Annotated in this window: 14 protein-coding genes and 2 pseudogenes; 10 read left to right on the forward strand and 6 right to left on the reverse strand. The window is 37.7% G+C overall.

Annotated elements, in window-relative coordinates:
• The first annotated feature begins 42 nt into the window (after window positions 1-42).
• Genes pyrB through pyrE form a run of 8 tightly spaced genes read left to right on the forward strand, consistent with a single transcriptional unit; the run spans window position 43 to window position 9,556 of the window.
• On the forward strand, window positions 43-957 hold the full coding sequence (pyrB, locus tag MRBLBA3_RS02725) for an aspartate carbamoyltransferase (protein ID WP_363379683.1): 915 nt from the start codon (window positions 43-45) through the stop codon (window positions 955-957).
• Complete coding sequence (gene pyrC / locus MRBLBA3_RS02730; protein ID WP_001108376.1) at window positions 941-2,227, forward strand: dihydroorotase; 1,287 nt, start codon at window positions 941-943, stop codon at window positions 2,225-2,227. Before pyrB ends, pyrC begins: the two co-directional genes overlap by 17 nt.
• Window positions 2,224-3,321, forward strand: a complete 1,098-nt coding sequence (locus MRBLBA3_RS02735; protein WP_000828671.1) for a carbamoyl phosphate synthase small subunit — start codon at window positions 2,224-2,226, stop codon at window positions 3,319-3,321. The genes pyrC and MRBLBA3_RS02735 overlap by 4 nt, the downstream gene beginning before the upstream one ends.
• Window positions 3,306-6,524 carry a carbamoyl-phosphate synthase large subunit gene (carB, locus tag MRBLBA3_RS02740; protein ID WP_001126132.1) on the forward strand — a complete coding sequence of 1,073 codons (3,219 nt, stop codon included), beginning with the start codon at window positions 3,306-3,308 and terminating at the stop codon, window positions 6,522-6,524. The genes MRBLBA3_RS02735 and carB overlap by 16 nt, the downstream gene beginning before the upstream one ends.
• On the forward strand, window positions 6,521-7,300 hold the full coding sequence (gene pyrK / locus MRBLBA3_RS02745; protein ID WP_000983346.1) for a dihydroorotate oxidase B electron transfer subunit: 780 nt from the start codon (window positions 6,521-6,523) through the stop codon (window positions 7,298-7,300). Before carB ends, pyrK begins: the two co-directional genes overlap by 4 nt.
• Entirely contained in the window at window positions 7,297-8,226 is a 930-nt protein-coding gene (gene pyrD / locus MRBLBA3_RS02750) for a dihydroorotate oxidase B catalytic subunit (protein ID WP_001081053.1), read from the forward strand. Before pyrK ends, pyrD begins: the two co-directional genes overlap by 4 nt.
• Window positions 8,211-8,927, forward strand: coding sequence for an orotidine-5'-phosphate decarboxylase (gene pyrF / locus MRBLBA3_RS02755; protein ID WP_000083488.1), 717 nt, complete (start codon window positions 8,211-8,213; stop codon window positions 8,925-8,927). Before pyrD ends, pyrF begins: the two co-directional genes overlap by 16 nt.
• Window positions 8,924-9,556 carry an orotate phosphoribosyltransferase gene (gene pyrE / locus MRBLBA3_RS02760; protein WP_000711457.1) on the forward strand — a complete coding sequence of 211 codons (633 nt, stop codon included), beginning with the start codon at window positions 8,924-8,926 and terminating at the stop codon, window positions 9,554-9,556. The genes pyrF and pyrE overlap by 4 nt, the downstream gene beginning before the upstream one ends.
• 39 nt (window positions 9,557-9,595) lie before the next feature.
• On the opposite strand, the pseudogene MRBLBA3_RS02765 reads toward pyrE, so the two are convergent.
• The 3 genes and pseudogenes from MRBLBA3_RS02765 to MRBLBA3_RS02775 all read right to left on the reverse strand — a co-directional run bounded on the left by MRBLBA3_RS02765 (window position 9,596) and on the right by MRBLBA3_RS02775 (window position 12,098).
• A pseudogene (locus tag MRBLBA3_RS02765) lies at window positions 9,596-10,269 on the reverse strand (HAD family hydrolase).
• Between the two features lie 22 nt (window positions 10,270-10,291).
• Window positions 10,292-10,546: a YbeF family protein gene (locus tag MRBLBA3_RS02770; protein WP_001003931.1), complete on the reverse strand. Its 255-nt coding sequence runs from the start codon at window positions 10,544-10,546 to the stop codon at window positions 10,292-10,294.
• Window positions 10,547-10,712: 166 nt separating this feature from the next.
• Window positions 10,713-12,098, reverse strand: coding sequence for a hypothetical protein (locus MRBLBA3_RS02775; RefSeq protein ID WP_016130191.1), 1,386 nt, complete (start codon window positions 12,096-12,098; stop codon window positions 10,713-10,715).
• A 166-nt stretch (window positions 12,099-12,264) separates the two neighbouring features.
• Between MRBLBA3_RS02775 and MRBLBA3_RS02780 the strand changes: the two genes are divergently transcribed.
• Complete coding sequence (locus MRBLBA3_RS02780; protein ID WP_000549055.1) at window positions 12,265-12,630, forward strand: YoqO family protein; 366 nt, start codon at window positions 12,265-12,267, stop codon at window positions 12,628-12,630.
• A gap of 15 nt (window positions 12,631-12,645) precedes the next feature.
• Window positions 12,646-13,014: pseudogene (locus MRBLBA3_RS02785) on the forward strand (YoqO family protein).
• A 32-nt stretch (window positions 13,015-13,046) separates the two neighbouring features.
• Here MRBLBA3_RS02785 and MRBLBA3_RS02790 read toward each other — a convergent pair.
• The 3 genes from MRBLBA3_RS02790 to MRBLBA3_RS02800 form a co-directional block, all read right to left on the reverse strand.
• Window positions 13,047-13,571 (reverse strand): DinB family protein, encoded by a 525-nt coding sequence (locus MRBLBA3_RS02790; RefSeq protein ID WP_001012040.1) that lies wholly within the window; start codon window positions 13,569-13,571, stop codon window positions 13,047-13,049.
• 85 nt (window positions 13,572-13,656) lie between these two features.
• Window positions 13,657-14,727, reverse strand: a complete 1,071-nt coding sequence (locus tag MRBLBA3_RS02795; RefSeq protein ID WP_000175257.1) for a M24 family metallopeptidase — start codon at window positions 14,725-14,727, stop codon at window positions 13,657-13,659.
• 368 nt (window positions 14,728-15,095) lie between these two features.
• A complete protein-coding gene (locus MRBLBA3_RS02800) occupies window positions 15,096-16,805 on the reverse strand; it encodes an Rqc2 family fibronectin-binding protein (RefSeq protein ID WP_363379688.1) in 1,710 nt (569 codons plus the stop codon).
• Between the last annotated feature and the right edge of the window lie 30 nt (window positions 16,806-16,835).

Consider the following 16,835-nt stretch of genomic DNA (forward strand, 5'->3'; position numbering starts at 1 on the left):
ACAAAAGTGGTAACATAAAAATCAGAAAGATGAGGGATGACGATGAGCCATTTGTTAACGATGAGTGAATTATCGGAAGTAGAAATTTCAGAAATCCTAAAAGACGCAGAAGATTTCGCGAATGGAAAAGAGAGCAAAACGACAGAGCAAACTTTTGTTGCGAACTTGTTCTTTGAGAATAGTACGAGAACGAGATTTAGCTTTGAAGTTGCTGAGAAGAGATTAGGACTTGAAGTTTTAAACTTTTCAGCTGATGCATCTAGCGTACAAAAAGGAGAAACTTTATACGATACGATAAGAACACTAGAATCAATCGGAACAAAAGCGGTGATCGTCCGCCATGAGCAAGATCGCTACTTCGATGAACTAAAAGATCAGGTGAATATCCCAATCTTAAACGCTGGAGATGGATGTGGAAACCACCCAACGCAGTGCCTACTCGATCTTCTTACAATTAAACAAGAGTTTGGAAGATTTGAAGGATTAAAGATTGCGATAGTAGGAGATGTTCGTCATAGCCGAGTAGCACGTTCTAATGCAGAAGCATTAACGAAACTGGGTGCAACAATTTACTTTGCAAGTCCAGAAGAGTGGAAAGATGAAGACAGCACATTTGGAACATACAAACCATTAGATGAACTTGTTCCAGAAGTGGATGTAATGATGTTACTTCGTGTACAACATGAGCGTCATGATCATTATGAAACAGACATTATGAAAGAGTATCATGAGAAACACGGATTAACAGTGGAAAGAGAAAAGCGTATGAAAGAGGGAAGCATTATTATGCATCCAGCTCCTGTAAACCGTGATGTTGAAATTGCAAGTGAACTTGTTGAGTGTGAGCGTTCACGCATATTTAAACAAATGGAAAATGGAGTTTACGTAAGAATGGCTGTACTAAAACGCGCCTTACCAAATGTATTAGGAGGAACGAAACATGAATTACTTGTTTAAAAATGGTCGTTATATGAATGAAGAAGGAAAAATCGTAGCAACAGATCTTCTCGTACAAGACGGTAAAATCGCTAAGGTAGCAGAAAATATTACGGCAGATAATGCTGAAGTAATCGATGTGAACGGAAAGTTAATCGCACCTGGATTAGTAGATGTACACGTACATCTTCGTGAACCAGGTGGTGAACATAAAGAAACAATTGAAACAGGTACACTAGCAGCGGCAAAAGGTGGATTCACTACAATTTGTGCAATGCCAAATACACGCCCAGTACCAGATTGCAGAGAACATATGGAAGACTTGCAAAATCGTATTAAAGAAAAAGCGCATGTCAACGTACTACCATACGGAGCAATTACAGTACGCCAAGCTGGTTCTGAAATGACAGATTTCGAAACATTAAAAGAACTTGGAGCATTTGCTTTCACTGATGACGGTGTAGGCGTACAAGATGCTAGCATGATGTTAGCTGCTATGAAGCGTGCAGCGAAATTAAATATGGCAGTGGTTGCGCACTGTGAAGAGAATACTCTTATTAATAAAGGTTGTGTACATGAAGGGAAGTTTTCTGAGAAACACGGATTAAACGGTATCCCATCAGTATGTGAATCTGTACATATTGCAAGGGATATACTGCTTGCTGAAGCGGCAGATTGTCACTATCACGTATGTCACGTTAGTACGAAAGGTTCTGTACGTGTAATTCGAGATGCGAAACGCGCTGGAATTAAAGTAACAGCAGAAGTAACACCGCATCACTTAGTGTTATGTGAGGATGATATCCCGTCAGCTGATCCTAACTTTAAAATGAATCCACCGCTTCGTGGAAAAGAAGATCATGCAGCACTAATTGAAGGTTTATTAGATGGGACGATCGATATGATCGCAACTGATCATGCACCGCATACAGCGGAAGAGAAAGCGCAAGGAATTGAAAGAGCACCATTCGGAATTACTGGTTTTGAAACAGCATTCCCGCTTCTATACACAAACCTTGTGAAAAAAGGAATTATCACACTAGAGCAGTTAATTCAATTCTTAACAGAAAAGCCAGCTGATACATTCAGCTTAGAAGCAGGTCGCCTGAAAGAAGGTAGAACAGCTGATATTACAATCATTGATTTAGAACAAGAAGAAGAGATTGACCCAACAACATTCTTATCAAAAGGAAAAAATACACCATTCGCAGGTTGGAAATGCCAAGGATGGCCGGTAATGACAATCGTTGGTGGTAAGATCGCATGGCAAAAGGAGAGTGCATTAGTATGAAAAGACAACTTATCTTAGAAGATGGAACAGTATTAATTGGAAAAGGTTTCGGAGGAGAAATTGAAAAGTCAGGTGAGGTTGTATTCACAACAGGAATGACTGGATATCAAGAAACATTATCTGATCCATCATATTGCGGTCAAATCGTAACATTCACGTACCCATTAATCGGAAACTACGGCATCAACCGTGACGATTTTGAATCGATTCACCCATCTGTAAATGGTTTAATCGTAAACGAAATTTGTGATCACCCATCAAACTTCCGTAATGAAATTTCGTTAAATGATTACTTAAAAGAAAGAAACATCCCAGGGTTAGCAGGAATTGATACAAGAAAATTAACGAGAAAAATTCGTCAATACGGTACATTACGCGGCCGCCTTTGTAACATGGATGCAGATGTAGAATACATCGTGAGCCAATTAAAAGCGACAGTATTTACAGATCACGTGAAACGCGTATCAACGAAAGATCCATACCCAAGCCCAGGCCGTGGACACCGAGTTGTACTTGTAGACTTCGGAATGAAACATGGTATTTTACGAGAATTAAATAAACGTGACTGTGATGTAATTGTAGTACCTTACAATACAACAGCAGAAGAAATTTTACGCCTTAGCCCAGATGGAATTATGTTAAGTAACGGACCTGGAGATCCAAAAGATGTGCCAGAAGCGATTGAAATGCTAAAAGACATTATCGGTAAAGTTCCTTTATTCGGAATTTGCTTAGGACATCAATTGTTCGCACTAGCATCTGGTGCGAATACAAGTAAGTTAAAATTCGGTCACCGTGGTTTAAATCATCCAGTAAAAAATCTTGCAACTGGAAAAGTAGCAATTACATCTCAAAACCATGGTTACGCAGTAGAAGAAGAATCAGTTGAAAATACAGAACTTGAAATTACACATGTTGCTTTAAATGATGGAACAGTAGAAGGTCTTCGTCATACGAAGTTCCCAGCATTTACAGTACAATATCATCCAGAAGCTTCAGCAGGACCAGAAGATGCAAATGATTTATTCGAAGATTTCTTAGAAATGATTGAAAACTTCAAGAAAGAAGGGGAAGAGTTATGCCAAAACGCCTAGACATTAACACAATTTTAGTAATCGGATCAGGACCAATTGTAATTGGGCAAGCAGCAGAGTTTGATTACTCTGGTACACAAGCTTGTCAATCTCTTAGAGAAGAAGGTTACAAAGTAATCCTTGTTAACTCTAACCCAGCAACAATTATGACAGATACTGCAACAGCAGATAAAGTATATATAGAACCATTAACACTAGAATTCGTAAGCCGTATCATTCGTAAAGAACGTCCAGATGCAATCTTACCAACATTAGGTGGTCAAACAGGCCTGAATATGGCTGTTGAACTTGCGAAATCAGGCATACTTGAAGAGTGCGGAGTTGAAATTTTAGGAACAAAATTATCAGCAATCGAGCAAGCGGAGGATCGTGATTTATTCCGTACCTTAATGCAGGAATTAAATGAACCAATTCCATCTAGTACGATTATTCATACGCTAGAAGAAGCACATGAATTTGTAAAAGAAATTGGATATCCAGTTATTGTTCGCCCAGCATTTACGATGGGGGGAACAGGTGGCGGAATCTGTAGTAATGAAGAAGAACTAATTGAGATCGTATCAGGTGGATTAAAACATAGTCCAGTGACACAATGTTTATTAGAAAAGAGCATTGCTGGTTGTAAGGAAATTGAATATGAAGTAATGCGTGACTCGAATGATAACGCGATTGTAGTTTGTAACATGGAAAATATCGATCCAGTTGGGGTTCATACAGGTGATTCTATCGTTGTAGCGCCGAGCCAAACATTAAGTGACCGTGAGTATCAAATGTTACGAAACACTTCATTACGAATTATTCGTGCATTAGGAATTGAAGGCGGATGTAACGTTCAGCTTGCACTTGATCCACATAGCTTCCAATACTATGTAATTGAAGTAAACCCACGTGTAAGTCGTTCATCTGCACTAGCATCTAAAGCAACTGGATATCCAATTGCAAAGCTAGCGGCAAAAATTGCAGTCGGTTTAACATTAGATGAAATTATAAACCCAGTAACACAAAAAACATACGCTTGCTTCGAGCCAGCATTAGACTATGTTGTTTCAAAAATTCCGCGTTGGCCATTTGATAAGTTTGAATCGGCAAACAGAACACTTGGTACGCAAATGAAGGCAACTGGTGAAGTTATGTCAATCGGACGTAACTTAGAGCAATCATTATTAAAAGCGATTCGTTCTTTAGAACTTGGTGTTTATCACTTAGAGTTAGAGCATTTAAAAGAGCTTGATAAAGAGACAATGAAAAAACGCATTATAAAAGCTGATGATGAGCGACTGTTTATTGTAGCGGAAGCAATTCGTCAAGGTGTAACGAAAGAAGAAATCAACGATTGGTGTGAAATGGACTTCTTCTTCTTACAAAAAGTTGAAAATATCGTAAACATGGAACGCGAAGTAAAAGCAAATGCAGGAAATATGGAAGTATTACAATCAGCGAAAGAAATGGGCTTCAGTGACCATTACATCGCCAATGCTTGGAACAAAACAGAGCGTGAAATTTACGATATGCGTAAAGAAAGCAATATAACTCCTGTTTATAAAATGGTAGATACTTGTGCGGCAGAGTTTGAATCTGCAACACCATACTATTACAGCACATATGGTGACGAGAATGAATCGGTTAGAACAGATCGTAAGAGTGTTGTTGTACTAGGGTCTGGGCCAATCCGTATCGGTCAAGGGGTTGAGTTTGACTATGCAACAGTTCACTCTGTATGGGCAATTAAAGAAGCTGGATATGAGGCAATCATTGTTAATAACAATCCAGAAACAGTTTCAACAGACTTCAGTATTTCTGATAAATTATACTTTGAACCATTAACGATTGAAGATGTAATGCACATCATCGATTTAGAAAAACCAGAAGGTGTTATCGTTCAGTTCGGTGGACAAACGGCAATTAACTTAGCTGCTAAACTAGAGGCTCACGGTGTGAAAATCTTAGGGACATCACTTGAAGATTTAGACCGTGCAGAAGATCGTGATAAGTTTGAAGCAGCTTTAACACAGCTTGGTATCCCGCAACCAGTTGGTAAAACAGCAACGACTGTAGAGCAAGCAGTAGCAATCGCTGACAAAATTGGTTACCCAGTATTAGTAAGACCATCTTACGTACTAGGTGGACGCGCGATGGAAATCGTATATCGTCAAGAAGAACTGCTGCACTACATGAAAAATGCGGTTAAAGTTCACGCAGATCACCCAGTATTAATCGACCGTTACATGGTTGGTAAAGAAATTGAAGTAGATGCAATTTCAGACGGTGAGAATGTATTCATTCCAGGTATTATGGAACATATTGAACGCGCTGGAGTTCACTCTGGTGACTCAATCGGAGTATATCCACCACAAAGCTTATCTGCAAAACTGAAAGAACAAATTATTGAACATACAATTGCACTTGGAAAAGGTTTAAACATTGTTGGATTACTAAACATTCAGTTTGTAGTATTCAAAGATGAAGTGTATGTAATTGAAGTAAATCCACGTGCGAGCCGTACAGTACCATTCTTAAGTAAAATTACAGGCGTACCGATGGCGAATGTTGCAACGAAAGTTATTTTAGGGCAAAACCTTGTAGAACAAGGATATGGAACTGGCTACCACCCAGAAGAGAAAGAAGTGTATGTAAAAGCACCGGTATTCTCATTTGCGAAACTACGATCAGTTGATACAACATTAGGACCTGAAATGAAGTCAACAGGGGAAGTAATGGGGAAAGACTTAACACTTGAAAAAGCCTTATACAAAGGGTTAGTTGCTTCTGGAATTAACATCCCAACGCACGGATCAGTAATCATCACTGTAGCGGATAAAGATAAAGAAGAGGCGATGGAAATTGCAAAACGTTTCCACGAAATCGGTTATAACTTATTAGCAACAGCTGGAACAGCACAAACATTAGCAGAGCAAAACATTCCAGTACAAGTTGTAAACAAAATTGATTCTGAAGACTACAACTTACTAGATATTATTCGTCAAGGAAAAGCACAGTTTGTAATCAATACATTAACAAAAGGCAAACAACCAGCGCGTGATGGTTTCCGCATTCGCCGTGAATCAGTAGAAAATGGTGTGGCTTGCTTAACATCACTTGATACAACGAGAGCAATCTTAGGAGTATTAGAATCTATGACATTCTCAGCTCATTCAATGAAAGAAATTACGCAAACGAAGCGTCACGAGGTGGTACATGCATGATGCAAAAGCAAAATATGATCGTCGTTAACCAAAAAGAAATCGCAAAAAACATTTACGAATTAGTGCTTCAAGGGGATCTTGTGCAGCAAATGAACGATCCAGGGCAGTTTGTACACATTAAGGTAGCAGAGGGCATTACGCCCCTTCTGCGCCGCCCAATTAGTATTTGTAATGTCGATCAAGACAAGAACGAATTTACAATGCTATATCGTGCGGAAGGACAAGGAACAAAAACATTAGCGAAAAGAAAACAAGGCGAACTTGTAGATGTGTTAGGACCACTTGGACATGGTTTTCCTGTAGAAGAAGCGGAAGCTGGACAAACGGCTCTATTAGTTGGAGGGGGAATTGGTGTACCACCACTATATGAATTGTCACAGCGTCTTGTAGCAAAGGGAGTACGCGTTATTCACATCTTAGGTTTCCAAACGAAAGATGTTGTCTTCTATGAAGAGAAATTCGCAGAGCTTGGTGATACGTATGTTGCAACAGTTGATGGTACGCATGGTACAGAAGGCTTTGTAACAGATGTAATTGATAGCTATGGAATTGACTTTGACATTCTATACTCATGTGGACCTTTAGCGATGCTTCGTGCATTAGAAGGACGCTATAAAGAGAGAAAAGCCTACATTTCATTAGAAGAGCGTATGGGCTGTGGCATTGGAGCATGTTTCGCATGTGTATGCCATCTGCAAGCAGATCCGAGTGGGCATTCTTACAAGAAGGTGTGTAGCGACGGACCAGTATTTCCAATCGGGGAGGTTGTACTATGAACAGATTGCAAGTTGAATTACCAGGGTTATCGTTAAAAAATCCAATCATCCCAGCATCTGGTTGCTTCGGATTTGGTCGTGAGTATGCACAGTTCTATGATTTAAGTGTACTTGGATCAATTATGATTAAAGCGACGACAGAACAACCACGCTATGGAAATCCGACGCCTCGTGTTGCTGAAACACCAGGCGGAATGCTAAATGCAATCGGGCTTCAAAATCCTGGATTAGAAAAGGTAATGAATTCTGAATTACCTTTTCTCGAGCAATTTGATCTTCCGATTATTGCAAATGTTGCTGGCTCACAAGCTGAGGATTATGTAGCAGTTGCGAAGGAAATTTCAAAGGCACCTAATGTTCATGCGCTAGAATTAAATATTTCTTGTCCAAACGTAAAAACGGGTGGTATCGCTTTTGGTACGAATCCTGAAATTGCTGCTGATTTAACGAAGCGAGTAAAAGAGGTTTCTGAAGTACCGGTATATGTGAAATTGTCACCGAACGTGGCAAACATTGTGGAGATTGCAAAAGCAATTGAAAATGCGGGTGCGGACGGTTTAACGATGATTAATACATTGCTTGGTATGCGTCTAGATTTAAAAACTGCAAAACCAATTTTAGCAAACCGTACGGGCGGACTATCAGGGCCAGCGATTAAGCCAGTAGCAATTCGTATGGTACATGAAGTAAGTCAAGCGGTTAACATTCCGATTATCGGAATGGGTGGTATTGAAACTGCGGAAGATGTAATTGAATTCTTCTATGCTGGCGCAAGCGCGGTTGCAGTAGGTACAGCGAACTTCATAGACCCGTTCGTATGTCCGACAATTATTGAGGAGTTACCAGCATTACTAGATGAATTAGGATTTGATCACATTTCGGAGTGTCAAGGAAGGAGCTGGAAGCAAACATGTCACAGTCGTTAATTGTTGCACTAGATTTTCCAGGGAAACAAGATGTAGAACAATTCTTACACCACTTTGAAGGGGAAGAATTATTTGTCAAAGTTGGTATGGAGTTATTTTACAAAGAAGGCCCTGCGATTATTACGTATTTAAAAGAAAAAGGGCATAAGATCTTCCTAGATTTAAAACTTCATGATATTCCGAATACAGTAAAAAGCGCTATGCGTAGCCTAGCTAGTCTAGATGTTGATATGGTAAATGTTCATGCTGCTGGGGGAAGCAGTATGATGAAAGCTGCGATTGAGGGATTAGAGGAAGGTAAGCAAGAAGGAAAAGAGAGACCGATTTGTATTGCAGTTACACAACTAACAAGCACTTCGGAAGCTATGATGAAAAAAGAGATCGGCATTGAGAAAACGTTAGAAGAAGCGGTTGCTCATTATGCAAAACTAACGAAAGAAAGTGGACTTGATGGCGTTGTTTGTTCAACACTTGAAGTTCCCAAATTACGTGAAGTATGCGGAAATGAATTTGTAACAGTAACACCAGGGATTCGTCTTGCAAGCGATGATGTAAATGACCAGGTGCGCGTAGCAACACCAAAACGTGCGAGGGAACTTGGCTCAAGCTACATCGTAGTTGGACGTAGTATTACAAAAGCAGAAAATCCGCTTGAAGCGTATAAAACAGTAAAACAACAGTGGGAAGGTGTAACAGTATGAAAAAAGAAATCGCATCGCATTTATTAGAAATTGGAGCAGTATTTTTACAACCGAATGATCCATTCACTTGGTCTTCTGGTATGAAATCACCAATTTATTGTGATAATCGTTTAACTTTATCTTATCCAAAAGTACGTCAAGCGATTGCAGCTGGATTAGAAGAGTTAATTAAAGAGCACTTCCCAACTGTAGAAGTTATTGCAGGAACAGCAACTGCTGGTATTGCGCACGCTGCATGGGTAAGCGATCGTATGGATTTACCAATGTGCTACGTACGTAGTAAAGCAAAAGGTCACGGTAAAGGGAACCAAATCGAAGGAAAAGCTGAAAAAGGTCAAAAAGTAGTAGTAGTAGAAGACTTAATTTCAACTGGCGGTAGTGCAATTACATGTGTAGAAGCACTTCGCGAAGCTGGATGTGAAGTGTTAGGAATCGTATCAATCTTCACATACGAGCTAGAATCAGGAAAAGAAAAATTAGAAGCAGCTAACGTAGCGTCATATTCTTTAAGTGATTACAGTGCATTAACTGAAGTTGCAGCAGAAAAAGGTATGATTGGACAAGCTGAAACGAAAAAATTACAAGAGTGGCGTAAAAATCCAGCTAATGAAGCTTGGATCACAGCGTAACATGAAAAAAGACGACGGCGGGGGAACGCGGTCGTCTTTTTATATCATTGTTAAAATTTCATGTAAAGAACAGATATTAGGAACATCACACTTGAGTTGCAAGTTATCCCGATTTAACCATATCCCTTGCATTCCAGCTGCTGTACTACTAATTGCATCTGTTTCTAATCGATCGCCAATATAATAGCAATCTTTCATTTCAAGATTCGATTGTAATACAGTTCTTTGAAAAATTTCAGGGTCTGGTTTCGATATACCAATTTCACTAGAAGTAAATATGTATTTGAAATGTTGTAGAATGTTTAGAGCAGTTAATTTTTCGACTTGTTGCTCATAGTCACCATTGCTAATGATACCTAATGAGTGTCCTTCTTGCTGCAAGGTCTGTAATGTATAGTGTACATCTTCAAACGCGGCCCAGTTGTTCTTATATAGTTTTATATATTGATTGAATTTGTGCTGAGATTCCCCGGGTGATAAGTTTACTCCATATGTTTTAAATAAATGATACATTCGCATACATTGTTGTTCTTGAAAAGATAATTCTTTGGATAAAAATTTGTTGAAATATTGTTCGGATAATTCATGCCATAGTTTCGTGGCCTCTAATTCATTACCTGAAAAAATATATATATTTGAAAGAAATCTATAATACCATTTCTTTCAGCGGTCTCATAATCAAGTAAAGTTCCATCGACATCAAAGAAAATCATATTACAATCTCCTCGCTAATAACTATTTAGCGTTTTCTACAACTTCATATCCTCTTACAAACAATAGAGTCATATAAGAAACAATAAATGAGAAGATGCTATACATGCCAACCCAAAAGAAAAATTTTGGAGTAAAGGCGATAACACCTATTATTAAAAAACTAGCAAACGTTACAATCGGCATTACGTAATGCGTTTTCGTCTTGCGCGTTCCAATAACAGAAACGATAAAGATAAGTAATGGACAAATTAATAAGACGAAAATCAATTCATTCATAGTTATGTCCCCTTTTCTAATTGAAGTAATCTGTTGCTCGTAAACGTTTTGAAATAAATACTCTCCTAATATAACTTCGCTAACGTATAAATAATCCCTTTTGAAAGTCAGTAATAAATGATGGATTTCACAATAAAAAACGTAAGCAAGAGAACACTTGCTTACGTTATAGAATAAACATCGCAACGATAGTGGTGACGATTAAGCCAATCACAACCGGTAAAAAGTTTCGGCGTGCAAGTTCAAACGGATCTACTTTGCATATGGCAGCGGCAGGAATAAGCGCCCAAGGAATTAAAGTCCCGCCCCCGGTCCAGATTGCTGCAATTTGCCCGAGTGCTGTTAATGTAGCTGTTCCATGCCCAAGTGCTGTTCCGAAAAGATTGGCAATCGAACCAGCAAGTGATATACCGGAAAAGCCAGATCCATCTAAGCCTGTTATGACACCAACGATAGTTAATGTTCCTGCCGATACATATTGGTTTAAAGGAACAGTTTGAGATAAGGCGATTCCTAAGTCGTTAATGATTCCATGTGAACCTTTCGGTAAATAGTCCCCGATAATTTTCACAAAGCCGCTATCTCCTAAATAAAAGAGTGCAGCAATTGGGATAACTGGACCAAAGATTTTAAATCCAAATTGGAGTCCTTCTATAAAATAATCGGTCGTTTTATTTAGTCCATTACCTTTGTAGGCGATGAGAGAAATGATAATAATCATAATAACAGTCGTCCCGCCGATAAGTGCAGTTGCGTCGCTTCCTTGTAGTTTAAATTGAATCATGCAAAGAATATCTATGGCATATACGATCGGAATACAAATAGCGAGCCATTTTTTTGTCTGAGGAGATAATGAAGTGAGCGTTTTAGAAGACTCAGTTGATGGAGTAGATTCTTGTATAGATAAGCCTGTATGAAATTCTTTTCGTAAGAAGAAAAATGCAACGGAAGTTGTCACAATACCCATAACAATAACGAGGGGAACACTGGCTGAAACAACGCTGGAAACAGGAAGACCAGCAGCGTCTGCAGTTAATTTCGGTGCACCTTGAATTACGAAGTCACCAGATAAGGCGATGCCGTGTCCGAATAAGTTCATAGCAATGGCAACCCCAATTGGTGGAAGACCGACGCGTACAGCGACGGGTAATAAAATAGCCCCCATTAAAGCGACAGCGGGAGAGGGCCAAAAGAAGAAAGAAATTGTCATCATTAAAAGGCCGATAATCCAATAGGCGAGGGTAGGTGTACGAATCATTTTTGTAAATGGTGAAATCATCGTATCATTTATGCCGGTATGAACGAGTAGATTGCTCATTGATACGATAATGGAGATGATCAATATAGTTGGTAATAGTTCAGTAATGGCGTAAATGAAACTTTGAAAAATACCGCTTATGGCAAGAGGGATAGAACTTGTAGCGGTTAATGCTAATAAAAAGATAAAAACGATGCAAATGATCGTCGTATCTTTTCGCAGAATAAAAAAGGTAATAATAGTGAGTAAACAAAGAATATAGAGAGCATGTAAAAGCGTTAATTCAACTCCCATAACATTCACATCCTTTAGGCATTCGTGTAGTTCATTGTATGAAAGCGGTGAAGGTATGTGAGTATAGGAAAAAGAAAAAAGTGAAATTTCATGTACTGTAATGGTAAGAATGGAAGATGGATGTTACAATACAATTAATCCTAAAAATGGAATTTAAGGAAGGGCTATGCACAAAAAAATTGGGTTTTGGGGATTCATCATATCTTGCAGTCTATTAATCATTTTAAGTCAATTTACAAACAATGCATGGGTAAGTATCATACCTGTTTTCGGGTTTGTTTTTGTACTGTTATATAACTGGGATGATATGAAACAATATAGCAAGAAAAGTATTGGAATTATGATAGGTATCACTGTTGTTTGCTCATTTTTCGTAGGGTTTATTTTAATAGAAGGGCAGAAACAGATGGAGAAAATGTCTATTTTTCAAGAATGGATGTCTTCTGCAAAAGGTCTTTATATTGTACTTGTAGTTGTTATTTTTCTAAGAATTGTTATAAGCATAGCAAGTTACATATTAAAGGCGAAGTAGAATGGGGGAGTACGAATGAGAGAGAAAATAGGGTATTTTGGTGTGCTCGTTTGTTTACTATTATCAGTTATTTCAGGGCAATTTCTTAAAAGTGAATGGGTACCATTTATATTATGTATAGGAGTATTGATTTTTGCTCCTATGTATCGCTGGGATGAATGGAAAGCATATAGTCGAAAAAAGAAAATTGTTTTCAGTATCGAGTTTGTTATTATAATTAGCACGATTCCGTTTTTGTTATTGAAAGGAAATGAGATAATCGATGGAATTGTAATGTTTCAAGGGTGGTTGTTTATTGCGAAATTGCTATAGTTAATATGCATTTTAATGTCGGTAGCGGTAGTCGCTAAAAAAGTAAATGAAAAGTTATTCGTTAATGAATAAAAGAAAATGCCACCTTATTCGGTGGCATTTTCTCATTTTACTGAATGTGCTTTTTGCATCTTTTTAATTAAACGAATTTGTCCGCGATGATTGATTTCATCTTCAAATACGTGAAACCATTTAAAGTAGTTATTTGCTGGTTTGTCATGCCAAAAGTCTGTCGTTTTAAATAGCCATTCATCAGGTAACGATTGAAAAGTTTCAATCGTTTTGGAACGTACTTCTTGTAACGTATGTATGTAAAATTCTATTGAGTTTCCTTTTATTTTCTCACGTCCAAGATTTCCTAACTCAACAGCAGGTAACCAGTGTTCTAATTCAGCCTCCGTTGGTTCACGATCTTCAAAAGTATGAATTTGGTAGTAAAATTCAATAGCAGCCATATGGTACAATAACATGCCAATTGAATTTGCTTCCTCATCATATAAATAATCAAGTTCTTCAATTGTTAAGCCTTCGACAGCCTGCATTGTTGTATAGCGAGCGTAATTCATCATGGAAACAAGTTTTGAAAATTCAGGCTGTAAACCATCTATTTTATCGATTACAAAGTTCAATTAAAATTCCCCCTCTTTAAACAATTACTCCAGAGAAGGAATTCTATGTGTAAAGAAAAAACCCCTGTTAAAAAGTACATGATTTTTAACAAGGAATAACAATTAGTTCCCGATTCGCTTTTGTAATAACTTCATATCCGTCTTTTGTAATGACGATATCGTCTTCAATTCTACAACCGCCCCAGTTCGGAATGTAAATACCAGGTTCAACGGTAACAACCATACCTTCTTCTAAAGTAGCCTTACTTTCTTGGGATAGGCGAAGAGGTTCATGAATTTCTAATCCAAGGCCATGACCAGTAGAGTGTCCAAAATATTGACCGTATCCATGTTCTGTAATGTAATCTCTCGTTATATCATCGATACTTTTCGCAGTTTCTCCAGGCTTAATTGCTTCAGTTCCACGTTTTAATGCTTCTCGTACAACGTTGTATATCTTTTTGAATTCTTCTGATGGTTCCCCGATTGCTACAGTACGTGTTATATCGGAACAATATCCGTCGTAAAGTGCACCGAAATCTAATGTAACAACGTCGCCTCGTTCGATTATTTTATTTGATGCAACTCCATGGGGAAGTGAAGAGCGAACGCCAGAAGCTACAATAATTTGAAATGATGAGGATGTAGCCCCTTTTTTTCGCATGAAAAATTCTAATTCATCTCGGACATCAGTTTCACTTATTCCTGGTTTTAGAAATGTAAGGATGTGGTGAAATGCTTCGTCAGCAATATTAGCTGCAATTTTCATTGTTTCTATTTCAGGTGTGTCTTTAATAATACGAATATTTTCGATGATTTCGCACACTTGCACCATTTCCGCATGTATGTATTTTTGTAAGTTTTTATATTGTTGTAATGTCATGTTATTTTCTTCAATTCCAAGTTTTTGAATGTTTAATTTCGATACTTGATTTGCAACTTCTTTCTCTAAATTTCCTTTATGCATAACAATTTCAGCGTCTTTTATTTGTGATTTCGCTTGATCTACGTAGCGAAAATCAGTTATAAAAACCGCTTTATCCGCAGAGATTAAGACGACGCCAGCGCTGCCTGTAAAGCCTGTTGCATATTGGCGATTTTCTTTTTTGGTAATAAGTAATCCGTCAATTTCATATTTTTGTAGTTGATTTTGGATTTTATTAATTCTTAAAGTCATGTTAATTTCCCCCTTTTCACAGTATTGAATAAAGCAAATAGCGTGCCAAAATGTATATTTGAAGAAAAGATAGTAGGAACTACATATATTTTAGGGGAGATAAAAAATTAGCCGGTTATTTGTGAGAGGCGGTTTGTTCATAAAATCAGGATTACTTCAATAATCAGTGGGGGGATGAAAAAATATTGATTGGAGGTGCACTTTATATACATACTGTAAAAAAATTTATACAGATGTGAAATGACACTGTCAATTTTTTTGACAATATTGAAGGGAAGAAAGATGTTATGAATGAGTAAATGGATATATGAACTGAATTGAAACCGTATAAAAAATGCGTCGCTTGCAAGCAACGCATTTTTTAATATTTACGCTTTTAATTTCATTACAGTATCAGCATCAGGTGTTACATATACGGTTTGCTGATTGTCGTACGTAACAAAGCCAAGTTTTGCGCCACTCGGTTTTTTGACATGACGTATTTTCGTGAAATCAACAGGTACAGAGCTAGACTCTTTTGCTTTACTGAAATAAGCGGCGATTTTTGCAGCCTCTAGTAAAGTTTCTTCAGCAGGTTCTAAAGAACGAATGACAACATGAGAGCCAGGTATGTCTTTCGTATGTAACCAAATTTCATCACGACGGGCAAATTTCGTTGTTAAATAATCATTTTGTTTATTGTTTTTGCCGACGAAAATTTCTGTTCCATCACTAGCTAAATATTTGTCCAATACCGGTTTAGTTGGTTTCTTCTTAGCATTTTTTGCTTTGCGATTGCGCATATAACCTTCTTCGGCTAATTCCTCGCGAATTTCTTCGATATCTTTTGAAGAAGCAGCTTCCATTTGTTGAAGTAAGCTATCAAAATAAAGAATTTCTTCATTTGTTTTTTCGATTTGTTCTTCTACAACAACAACTGAATTTTTTGCTTTTTGATACTTTTGGAAATAGCGTTGTGCATTGTCGGATGGTGTTCTTAAAGGATCTAATGTGATTTTTACAGTCCCACCATTTTCGTCGTAATAGTTAACGACTTCAATATTTTTATCACCTTTTTTCAAAGCATACATATTGGCTGTAAGTAGCTCTCCAAAAAGTTGATATTTATCTGCTTTCCCGGCATCTTGTAATGTTTTTTCTAGTTTAATGAGTTTTTTCTCGTTTTTATTTTTTTCGTTTTGCATAAAGCGCTCTAAATCATGCGCTTGTTGTTTTACACGGTCGCGCTCTGCTTTACCGAAAAAGAAGCGATCTAACAATTCGCTTACTGATGAGAATGTTTTTTCTTCTCCTTGCAAGTGCGTAAGAGGGAAAAGATAAAAGAATTCTTTCCCGTTTGCAGTACTCATTGTTGGTGAATATGTATGAGTTAGTAATGGCTTTTGTATGGAGAAAAATGCTTCAGATAATGCTTTTTCATTTACCATACCTGCTTTTTTCACTACTTCTTTTGCGAATAACGGTGATATTCCCGTAAAAGTGCCGACAAGCTGTTTATCCATGTTTCCAGATAGAAAGTCTAGCGGTCTAATAAATTCATCATCTGTTTCAATCTGAAGCGGGTTAATTTTATGTTGTGCTGGTGGTGCAATATATTCAGCTCCAGCGTATACAGTTCGATGTCGGTTTACTGCTAAAGAAACGTGTTTTAAGCTATCTAAAATATTGTTTGTTTTTGTGTCTACTAAAATGATGTTACTATGTCGTCCCATGATTTCAATTACTAATGTCTTTAGCGATTCATCACCAATTTCATTTCTGCTGCGAACTGTAATTTGAATAATGCGCTCTAAATCAATTTGTTCAATCTTTTCAATGAAACCACCTTCTAAATGCTTGCGGAGAAGCATACAAAACATTGGTGGAAGTGCAGGTGAATCGTAATTTTGGTTTGTTAAGTGTAAACGTGCATATGTCGGATGAGCGGAGAGAATCAGTTTTTGATTCTTTCCGTTTGCGCGAATATGTAATAAAATCTCGTATTTTGAAGGTTGATATATTTTGGAAATTCTTCCCGTGTAAAGAGAATTTGCAATTTCATGTGTAATCGCTCTTGTAAATAATCCATCGAATGCCATAAATGAACACTCCTTTCTAACTAAAAGTTA

It is taken from the genome of Bacillus sp. LBA3-1-1.1 (assembly GCF_040676495.1).
GTDB classification, from domain to species: Bacteria; Bacillota; Bacilli; order Bacillales; family Bacillaceae_G; genus Bacillus_A; species Bacillus_A nitratireducens.